This is a genomic window from Oscillatoria sp. FACHB-1406, assembly GCF_014698145.1.
Classification (GTDB): domain Bacteria; phylum Cyanobacteriota; class Cyanobacteriia; order Cyanobacteriales; family Spirulinaceae; genus FACHB-1406.
The window spans coordinates 36666-45926 of record NZ_JACJSM010000036.1; the positions used below are offsets into that span (position 1 = coordinate 36666).

10 protein-coding genes and 1 tRNA gene are annotated in these 9261 nt (G+C 45.1%); 6 read left to right on the plus strand and 5 right to left on the minus strand.

Going from position 1 to position 9261, the window contains the following annotated elements:
• Window positions 1-37: 37 nt before the first annotated feature.
• Both H6G50_RS23130 and H6G50_RS23135 read left to right on the plus strand, forming a co-directional pair.
• A tRNA-Arg gene (locus H6G50_RS23130) sits at window positions 38-110 on the plus strand.
• 53 nt (window positions 111-163) lie between these two features.
• Window positions 164-1096 carry a phosphodiester glycosidase family protein gene (locus H6G50_RS23135; RefSeq protein ID WP_199303406.1) on the plus strand — a complete coding sequence of 311 codons (933 nt, stop codon included), beginning with the start codon at window positions 164-166 and terminating at the stop codon, window positions 1094-1096.
• A 371-nt stretch (window positions 1097-1467) separates the two neighbouring features.
• Here the strand turns inward: H6G50_RS23135 and H6G50_RS23140 are convergent, their stop codons facing one another.
• From H6G50_RS23140 to H6G50_RS23150, 3 genes are read right to left on the minus strand one after another with little or no spacing between them, the layout of a single operon-like run.
• Window positions 1468-2709 carry a GAF domain-containing sensor histidine kinase gene (locus H6G50_RS23140; protein WP_190721836.1) on the minus strand — a complete coding sequence of 414 codons (1242 nt, stop codon included), beginning with the start codon at window positions 2707-2709 and terminating at the stop codon, window positions 1468-1470.
• 14 nt (window positions 2710-2723) lie between these two features.
• Entirely contained in the window at window positions 2724-3401 is a 678-nt protein-coding gene (locus H6G50_RS23145; RefSeq protein WP_190721838.1) for a response regulator transcription factor, read from the minus strand.
• Window positions 3398-4507 carry a HAMP domain-containing sensor histidine kinase gene (locus H6G50_RS23150; protein WP_190721840.1) on the minus strand — a complete coding sequence of 370 codons (1110 nt, stop codon included), beginning with the start codon at window positions 4505-4507 and terminating at the stop codon, window positions 3398-3400. The genes H6G50_RS23145 and H6G50_RS23150 overlap by 4 nt, the downstream gene beginning before the upstream one ends.
• A 420-nt stretch (window positions 4508-4927) precedes the next feature.
• Between H6G50_RS23150 and H6G50_RS23155 the strand changes: the two genes are divergently transcribed.
• Window positions 4928-5323, plus strand: a complete 396-nt coding sequence (locus H6G50_RS23155; protein WP_190721842.1) for a hypothetical protein — start codon at window positions 4928-4930, stop codon at window positions 5321-5323.
• A 94-nt stretch (window positions 5324-5417) separates the two neighbouring features.
• Window positions 5418-6152, plus strand: a complete 735-nt coding sequence (locus tag H6G50_RS23160; protein ID WP_190721844.1) for a DUF4079 domain-containing protein — start codon at window positions 5418-5420, stop codon at window positions 6150-6152.
• An 82-nt stretch (window positions 6153-6234) separates the two neighbouring features.
• On the opposite strand, the gene H6G50_RS23165 is transcribed toward H6G50_RS23160, so the two are convergent.
• Both H6G50_RS23165 and H6G50_RS23170 read right to left on the minus strand, forming a co-directional pair.
• Window positions 6235-6888, minus strand: a complete 654-nt coding sequence (locus tag H6G50_RS23165; protein WP_190721845.1) for a Uma2 family endonuclease — start codon at window positions 6886-6888, stop codon at window positions 6235-6237.
• 328 nt (window positions 6889-7216) lie between these two features.
• Window positions 7217-8176, minus strand: a complete 960-nt coding sequence (locus H6G50_RS23170) for a Fic family protein (RefSeq protein WP_242032960.1) — start codon at window positions 8174-8176, stop codon at window positions 7217-7219.
• A gap of 51 nt (window positions 8177-8227) precedes the next feature.
• Here H6G50_RS23170 and H6G50_RS23175 point away from each other — a divergent pair, with 51 nt between their 5' ends.
• Together H6G50_RS23175 and H6G50_RS23185 are read left to right on the plus strand one after the other, a co-directional pair.
• A complete protein-coding gene (locus H6G50_RS23175) occupies window positions 8228-8626 on the plus strand; it encodes a saccharopine dehydrogenase NADP-binding domain-containing protein (RefSeq protein ID WP_347239988.1) in 399 nt (132 codons plus the stop codon).
• A gap of 293 nt (window positions 8627-8919) precedes the next feature.
• Window positions 8920-9102: a transposase gene (locus H6G50_RS23185; RefSeq protein ID WP_347239989.1), complete on the plus strand. Its 183-nt coding sequence runs from the start codon at window positions 8920-8922 to the stop codon at window positions 9100-9102.
• The last annotated feature ends 159 nt before the right edge of the window (window positions 9103-9261 follow it).

The window sequence follows — 9261 nt, forward strand, 5'->3', positions numbered from 1 at the left end:
TTCCGAGACAAAATGTGCTATCCTAGATGTGTTATGAGGGCGCGTAGCTCAGTGGATAGAGCACCAGATTCCGGTTCTGGGTGTCGGGGGTTCAAATCCCTCCGTGCTCGTTGAAGTAGGGGCGAATGACCATTCGCCCCTACTTGATAGTTCGATAATTTCCGTGTTAAAAATTTTCCCAAGATTTAGCCTTGTTTTAGTCTTTATATTCGGTATTCTTGCCGTTTTTGCCTTTAAATTTCTGCCCAAATCTCTGCTCAATTTTTCGACTTCCCCTTGCCTCGGCGAAGACCCTAATTTTAGCATTCAACTCCTCCGAAGCGATAACCAAGGTCTAGAAAGCAAACGCGGCGATAATTATGCAATCCTCTTAAATCCCCGTTCGCCGCGCCTTGATTTTAAAGTGAATGTCGGTTTATCGCATCCCATTTACGCTAAAGATGGAGCGGGAAAATTTCGGCGCGATTACACTCCAAAAACCTTTCGCGAAATCATCGCCGACGAGAATGCTCAATTAAACGGCGAACTTCCTTTCGCTGCTATTAATGCCGACTATATCGATACTGAAAATAAACCCCAAGGCTTAAATATTTCGCGCGGTGTTGAATATGCTGGTGCATTTAAAAATAAACGTTCTTCTTTTGGGATTTCTGGGGGCGAACCTTCTCAACGTCGCGCTACGATTCAAGTTGGCAAACGCAATGAAGAACGGTTAAATTACAACCTCGTAGGGGGAAACGGTCGCTTTTATCAGGACGGCACATTCAAAGATATTTGTCAAGCTTTAGGAGAGTTTGCCTGTCAGCAAGCAACGACGCGATCGATGGCAGCAATTACCGATAAAAATTACGTTATTTTCTTGGTGAATAATTATCAACCCTCAATCTTTTCGACCAACACCGATCGCGCTTTATATCCCGATAGTTTTAATCGCGTTCTCGAAGGAATAGCTGGGAAACATTGTTTGGGGAATATTCAGGAAGGGTTGTTATTTGATGGGGGGATATCTCCGGGGTTATATTACGATGGTAAAGTTTTGGCAGAAAATCGCGGCCCGATTGGTTCAGTGTTTTTGATCTACAATCAGAAAAATTAATCCTTACAAAAATAATTTTGTTTACAAGAATGGTTAATTTAATCTTAAGCAGGCAAAGCTTTAGCTCGCTTTTGAAAGCTATCAAAGTCAATGTAGTAGGGTGGGCAGCGCCCACCAGCCAAGACTTGTGTGCGTTTAGAAAGATTACATTTACGTTTCAAGTAGCCCTAAGAATAAGCGAACGGTGAGTCTTGAGCGATCGCTCTCAGATTTCGAGCGCGAATCCGGTGCGGGATGGATGAGATAAGTCTTAGCGGACGAATTCGTTCCATTACTCCTAACACGCCAAATAGCTCACCACTAACCGCGTCGTTACTTGAGTCTGTTTCCAGACCTTGCCAAACTTATTCTGCCGTCGATACCATCTTCCGTCAGGTAAAACAGGGAAGCGTAATACTCACTATTGTTCCCAATTGCAGAGCAGATTGAATTGAAATGCTGCCTCCGTGTGCCTCCACAATACGCTTGACGATCGCTAAACCTAACCCAGTTCCACTAGATTTTGTCGAATAAAATGGCTCCATCAAATGGGGTAAATAGTCAGGCGGAATGGGATTTCCATAATTGTGGATCTCAATGCAAACTTGCCCCAAGTCCGAATTTAATGACCGAATACGAACAATTCCTCGATCTGGATCGGCTTCACAGGCGTTCTGAATTACATTCATCAGCGCTTGTTGGAGCTTATCGCGATCGCCCGAAACTTTCGCGGTTGGAGCCTGTGATTCAAATTGAACTTGGCAGGATGTCACTTGGGGTATGGCTTGCATCGCCTGAATAACTGCTGGAATAAAGTCATTAAGCTCTAACTCAGTTCGATTTAGAGACTGTGGTTTTGCGTACAGAAGAATTTCCGTCAGCAAGCGTTTCAGCCGTTGAACTTCACTCAGTGCCAGTTCTGCTCGCAATCGATCGTTAGGCGTAGCAGCGATTTTACCAAATCGTTCTAACCCCATCATCACCGTTGTCATCGGATTCTTTAATTCATGCACAATCATTGCAGCAAACTCACCGATCGCTGCAAGCTGTTCTTGTTTAACCAGTTGAGCTTGTGTCACCTGAAGTTGAGTCGTTCGAGCCACAATCTCTTGCTCTAATCGTTGATTAAATTGCTGCTGTTCTTGATAAAGCCGATAGTTATCAATTGCGACGGCTGCCCGTTCTGCTAGTAACGCAACCGTATGAATCTCCTCCGAGGTATAGTGACGCGGAGAATGATTAAATGAACAAATCGTGCCAATGATTTGTCCCTGTAGCGTGCGAAGCGGCATTCCAAAATAACTGAGGTAGTTCTGTGGCGGTTGAGGATAATCGGGGTAGAGCCGCACATCTTCGAGGATCACTTGATTGGCACTCTGAACGACAATGTTGTTGAGAGTGCCGTGCATCTGATAGGTTATTTCTTGCGACAGGATTTGACTACTGGCCACAACCTTTCCCGTATCACCTTCGCAAACGGTGACGATCGACCAATCCGAGCCGATCAACTGGCTTACGGCAACCGCAATTTCATTAAGGTAGTCTTTCAGATCGCTCGATCGATAACTGAGGGTCGCGAGCACCTCTAGAAGCTGTTGCGTGCGTTCTCGCATAGCAATCTGTTGCAAATCCATAGACTTCAAGAGTGCTAACTTGCTCGTAGTGTATATCCTACGCCGCGAACTGTGTGAATCAAGCGTTTCTCTTGGTTTTCTTCAAGTTTCAATCGCAGGTATCGCACATAGACTTCAATAATATTGGAGTCTCCAACAAAATCGTATCCCCAAACTCGTTCCAGGATTTGCTCTCGCGTGAATACTTGACGGGGACGAGTTAGTAAATACTCTAATAATTCAAATTCTTTAGCGGTCAATTCTAATAAGCGATCGCCTCGGTACACTTCACGCGTGCCGCGATCGAGCATCAAGTCCTCAAATTCCAAGCGGTCGCTACTCGTTTCTTGATTTCTTCGCAAATGCGCCCGAACTCGTGCCAGCAATTCCTCGATGCTAAATGGCTTGACAACATAATCATCTGCTCCAGCATCAAGTCCTGCCACACGATCGCTGACCTCATCTTTAGCCGTTAAGAGAATCACTGGAACCTTGCTTCCAGTCGCTCGTAGCCGACGACAGAGTTCAAGACCGGATAGACCGGGTAACATCCAATCGAGAATCGCCAGGTCGGGCATTGATTCACGCGCCATTGAGAGTCCCGTCATGCCATCATGAGCGATCGCGACCTGATACCCTTCACTATCAAGTTCTAGCTGCACAAATCGCGCTAATTGAATTTCATCTTCGACTAGGAGAATGCTTGCTTTCATTGTTTTACTCCATCAATTGGAAATACCAAACTAAAAGTACTACCGCGTCCCAAGGCAGAATCGAGGGTGATGGTTCCACCCATCTGTTCGACGAGAGATTTCACGATCGTCAGCCCTAATCCGGTGCCACCTGTAGCACGAGTACGCGACGGATCGACCCGATAGAATGGCTCGAACACAGCTTGCTGCTGTAAGGGCGCAATGCCACAACCATAATCAATAATCTGAATCACGGCAGTCTTCTGAGTAGAGATAACTTTCACAAGAATTGGAGCGTCAGAAAATTGAATTGCATTGTGAACTAGATGATTTAGCAGTTGCATCCAATAGTCTCGATTGGATTGAATATAAATTGGAGTGGGAGAGAGTTCTAGCTCGATCGCTCGATGCTCAAATTTTGTCATCATTTCAACCAAATCGCGTACCACTTCATTCAACAAAAGGGGTTCCTGGAAGGCGATCGAATCAATAGGCTCAGACCGGGCAAGATCGAGTAAGTTCTGCAAAATTAAACGCATTCGCTCGGCTTCAGAGGTTGCCATTGTCAAGGCTTCTTGCTGAATTTCAGTTAGATTCTGACTGCGCTTCAATGTTCGCTGTAAGTAACCATAAACTAGGCTCAAGGGCGATCGCAGTTCGTGAGAAACATTGTTAATGAACTGTCGCTGTTGTTGCTTCAAGTCGCTCGATTGCAACAGCAGTGCATTCCAGGACTTTGAGAGACGTTTGATCTCGCTAGGAAGGGGTTGCAACGGATAAGGCTCAGTAGAAGAAGTAACCCAGTCACTAAAATCGCATAAAGGTTTGAGCGATCGCCACCCGATCCCCGTGGCGATTATCAGCAGGGTGAGAGCAAAAATGCCATTCAATAGCATGAGTCGTTCTGTTGTTAGCGTCAAACGACTTATAACCATCGGATCGGAATGAGACATCATCACCATCATAGAGAGTGATTGCAGTTCCCAGTAGGTGAAAAGAGCAAAACTGATAAAGCCCGTTAACAGAAGGACTGCAATTTTAACAATTAGTCCAACTTGGAGCGAGGCAAAATCAAGCCTACGGGGTAGGAAAGGAATCGATCTAGAACGGCGATATTGGGACAGCATTCGAGATACTTGAATTGGACATGATTAGATATTAATTATGTTAGGCGGCAATGCAGGACTGGGTGGAAAATTCTAGGTAAATTTAAAGAACTGTAAGATGGGAGCCGGTCAACCTGGCTAGAACAAAAATACTAAAGAAACCGACAACCGTTACTAGAGCCTCGCCTCCCAAGCACGAGCGAATAGAACTCGTTTCAGGATCGCTCTCTGTACTTAACTTGAAGGGTGTCGATTGGTTGATTCTGATTGTGCAGGGTAATCCTGAACCCTTTATGACTCATTCCTGAGTTCTTCCTGAGAATTACATTCAGCAAACAACTCTAAAGTTTATGCATTCTTCAGAAATTTTTCAGTCGCCTCTCAGAAATCTACGAGAAGCTACTGACATCGAAACAAACTATTTCAAGAGGATGTCATTCCATGAAACTCAATTCTTTACTTGCTACTGCTACACTTGTTGGTCTCGCTACCGTTAGCACCACTTCAATTCCATTGCTTCACGGGTCGAACGGACTACAGCCTGCACAAGCCCAAACGATGATGATGCCAGCAATGGATGCGACAGGATTAACTTCTACTCAAAAAATAGAAAACCTGACTCAGCATAAAGGAAAATTCGGCAGTGGTGACGAACTTCGGCGCTACTTCTTCGGAGATTTAGAACCCATATCGGTGCAGCCCGGTGGAGCGGGAATGGTCGTGAATCTTTACAACAAGGCGAACAACGTTACCTTTGCTTATTGCTCTACATACGATGTTGTGGTCGCCGTCAAGCAAGGCAAAGTCACTACATTTGCACCAGACGAAGTGAAGTAGAGATTGCTGCACTCCAACTCGACGAATCGTCACGTCTCAGTGGCTTGGCGATTCATCAAAGCCCAATTCATGCTTTATTGCTCGAGAGGTCATCATGGCATACAGAGATCTAATTTTACTACTGCATCCCATTATTGTGATTGTTGTTGTCTATCCGCTAATTGGTATCGTTATCAATCGCGCCTTGCAAGTGCGGCACCGTCGTCTACAAGTTGCGACTGAGGGAAAAAGTAAAATTCAGCCTGTAGTGGGTCAAGAACACGTTAAGGTTGGTGGATGGCTAGCAATTAGTGTGTTTGGTATAACGTTGTTAGCACTCGCTAATGGTATTTTTGGCAAAATTGCTGACAATCAAGTTTGGAGCAAAATGCCGTTCCAGGTGCTTTTGATTGTCGTGTTATTTGGAGTAACAATCGCTGCTTTCTTCTTTCTCCACAAAGCACGTCACAATACATGGAGAGCCATTTTTGCAATTTTATCTGGAATGGGACTGGTCGTTTTAGGCTGTCAGGATGGAGTCTATCGCCAAACAGATCGATGGTACATTTCACACTATTACTATGGCATCGTTGCAGCATTGCTGATGATAATTTCAGTGGCGATTGTGCAAACCATTTATAAAGATCGTAGCAATCGCTGGCGAAAGGTTCACATTATTCTCAACATTGCTGCACTATTGTTATTTTTGGGACAAGGCATTACGGGAGCCAGATCTTTATTAGAAATTTCGCTCAATTGGCAGGAACCTTATGTTCAGCAGCTTTATGAGCAACAGTGTGAAACAAAGCCCTGCAAAGTAGAAGCTCTTCTTACTCCAAGTTCCCATTAATCTGGAATTTATCTTCGATGCGTGTTTACCAGGTTCCTCCTCAGCTTTACCTACTTGCGATCGCTCGATGGTGACATAAACCCTAAGAACTCATTTGCATTCTAAGTTCTCGGAGCATTTTACGGCTTCCTTCGTTGAAGGCACGAGCGACTAACTGAGGAATTAACTCCCGGATGGGTAAGTTGGGAAAGGTCGGACTGGTTGAGGATTCAACGTACTTCCCTTCAATGAGAACCTTGACGCTCAATTTTTTTTCCGTGTAAATCCACACTTCCGGAACTTCTAACGCTTCATAGATTTCCAGGGTCGTTTTGGAAGTGACATCGGCTTCAATTGCTAAATCGGGAGGGGGAGAGACACTCAGATCGATTCTTTGGCAAGCTCGCACTTTTTCAGCATTTTCGATGTAAAAACAGGTGTCCGGTTCGAGTCCGGCTTCGAGGGCTTTTTTACGAAATGTACTCGAACCAAAGTCTTCCCAATCTCGTTCTTCAACATCGAGTAAGACTTTGACAATATCTCCGATGATTCGGTGCGGTCGTTCGTGAGCCGGGAGGGGAGCCATAATTTCTAACGTTCCTTGACTGTAAGCGATTCGGGTTCTGATTCCTTCGGTTTCTCTTTCTTGGAGAATCGCTTCAAATTGCTCCCAAGTTACATCACGGATGCTGATTAAGCTGCCGGGAGTGAGTTGAATATTTTTGAGGGGAATGGTGATGGGTGTTACGACAGTCATATTCTTAAACTCCCAGAGAACTGAATTCTTTTTTCGTCTGTAAGCCCTGGCGTGCGTTCTACACCCATTTTCTTCTTTCATTTTACACATCGCTCGGCGATTGTCTTCCTGAGTTTGTCTGGGGGCAGAGCGGGCAACGCCGCTCTCGGCGCGCGATCTCAATCTGGAATGTTGGGCATTAGTGGGAGTTGGAGTTGTCCTATTCTGCGAGAGCATTGGGTCAACTTAAGGAAAACTGGTAGGATGCGCGCCCCCTTTTCCCTGTCCAGAGGGTGTAATATCGGGCTGCCCTTTCCATGCGATCGCTCGAGACTTAAGGATATTGGCTTTACCCATCGATCTCATCTCCCGCGCGATTGAGAAAATCCGTAATCTCTTGATAAAAAGCCTGCCCCTTTCCTCGACTACTTCTGGCCGTCACCAATACTCTTAAAACCTCTACAAGCGACGCGATCGCCGCCTCAAAAACTAAGTCGTAAAGCTGACTTAGATCGTCTTGGTTTTGCTGTCCGTAAGCCAAAGCATTAATATAATCATTACGAACTTGATTATCAATCACTACGATCGGATAGCCCGCTCGAATTAACAATAAATTCATTAATAATCGAGCCGTTCGACCGTTGCCATCGCGGAAAGGATGGATCGAAACAAACCGATAGTGGGCAAGACTGGCATATTCAACCGGATGGAGACTTAAAGCCGCTTCCGAATTGAGCCAACTCGCAAAATCTCCCATTAATTGAGACAGTAAATAGTGAGGAGGATAACGATAATTCGTCCCGGCTGCCATCACGTCTAGAGTCCGGTAACTCCCCGCTTCCTCTGGGGTGATTTTTCGGAGAATTAGATTGTGAATTTGCTTGATTTCCCATTCATTAATTTTCGTGTTTTGTTGGGCTAAATGTTCGATATAATCGATCGCCTCCTTGTGTCCGATCGCCTCTAAATGTTCGTCTAGGGTTTTGCCACCCACCGTAATCCCCTTAGTTAACACTAATTCCGTCTCGCTTTGAGTTAAAGTATTTCCCTCAATGGCATTTGAGTTATAAGTAAAGCGAACATCGTAGAGATTTTTGAGTTCGGCGACGAGCTTGGGTTCAAAAGGTCTAAACTCATCCAGCCAAGCTTTGAGTCGATCGAGCCGTTCGAGTTTAAGTCGATAATTCATCGTTAAATAATCCTCGATCGCAGCACTTAATGAAAAATTGGCTTGTTGACTTAAATCCATCAGCCGTCGTAGGAATTGCTCATAGAGATGAGAAGAAGAAAGCATCGACTGAGTATCCATATTCTTCATTTCCTAAAACGGCACTTCAATCCAAAACTCTTCACAAAACCCGTGACGTACTCTTCCATCGCTCGCTTAAAACTTTGGCAGCTTGTAGAGAATAGAATTAAATTCTATTTCCTAATTTTAGATGAAACTCCCATGTCCGAGCGTCCCTATCACATTATCCTCTACGGTGCTAGTGGCTTTGTGGGTCGGCAGACCGTGCATTACTTAGCCCGCCAAACTTCTCCCGAACGAGTCACCTTCGCGATCGCCGGACGCAACCGCCAGAAATTAGAAGCCGTTCGCGATGAAGTCGGTGCAACCGTAGATATCCTAGTCGCTGACTGCCAAGATCGACAGTCGCCAAACAGATACGAAAAGCTAAACTTTTCCCTTTTTTACGACAAATTCGCCACCAACCCACATTCCGCACGACAAAAAGTAGTTGCTCTGTGCGACAGGTGAGAGGGAGTAGGAGTCAAGTCCCCTGATGAGGGAAAATGAAATCATGGCACTGTAACTGATGGGCTTCTCAAAGATGAATTCCCCCCAAAAATCTGTGTCGATGGCAATTAACGACCTCGACCACTTGGGCTTAGTAGCTGGACTCATAGACGAAATCGGTATAGTCGAAATCATCAACGAAATAACCGGGGAACATAAAAGCGAACTTGTCAGTGTGGGAATGGGAGTTAAAGGGATGATTTTAAACGGTCTGGGATTAGTGTCAGCCCCCCTGTATCTCTTCCACAGACTTAATCTGTAGCGGGGATGGAGATATCCCCTTGTGGATGAAAACGGATTCGGGAAACGCATCGGATACCGAACAATTTGCGAAGATTCTGCAACAGTTCAAAAAAGAAATAGACTGGGAGAGCTTATTCGTAGCAGATTGTGCGTTCTACAGCCGCGAGAACTTAGCACTGAGTAGCAACAGTTAGGAGAAATTGAAATTGAAGAAATTCGCTCCACATCGGGGAGTCAGAATCAAGAAAGAGGTTATCGAGTTCGAGCAACAGCCTGTGAGTCTCCGGAAAAACTAGCCCCTTTGAAGATTGCAGCCGGACGCTTTATTTTGGCAACTAATATTCTTGATGAGA

Coding starts and splice junctions, on each gene's coding strand:
- H6G50_RS23155 (WP_190721842.1), top strand. CDS start 4,928: ATGAAACTCAATTCTTTACTTGCTACTGCTACACTTGTTGGTCTCGCT.
- H6G50_RS23140 (WP_190721836.1), bottom strand. CDS start 2,709: ATGGATTTGCAACAGATTGCTATGCGAGAACGCACGCAACAGCTTCTA.
- H6G50_RS23170 (WP_242032960.1), bottom strand. CDS start 8,176: ATGGATACTCAGTCGATGCTTTCTTCTTCTCATCTCTATGAGCAATTC.
- H6G50_RS23145 (WP_190721838.1), bottom strand. CDS start 3,401: ATGAAAGCAAGCATTCTCCTAGTCGAAGATGAAATTCAATTAGCGCGA.
- H6G50_RS23160 (WP_190721844.1), top strand. CDS start 5,418: ATGGCATACAGAGATCTAATTTTACTACTGCATCCCATTATTGTGATT.
- H6G50_RS23150 (WP_190721840.1), bottom strand. CDS start 4,507: ATGCTGTCCCAATATCGCCGTTCTAGATCGATTCCTTTCCTACCCCGT.
- H6G50_RS23165 (WP_190721845.1), bottom strand. CDS start 6,888: ATGACTGTCGTAACACCCATCACCATTCCCCTCAAAAATATTCAACTC.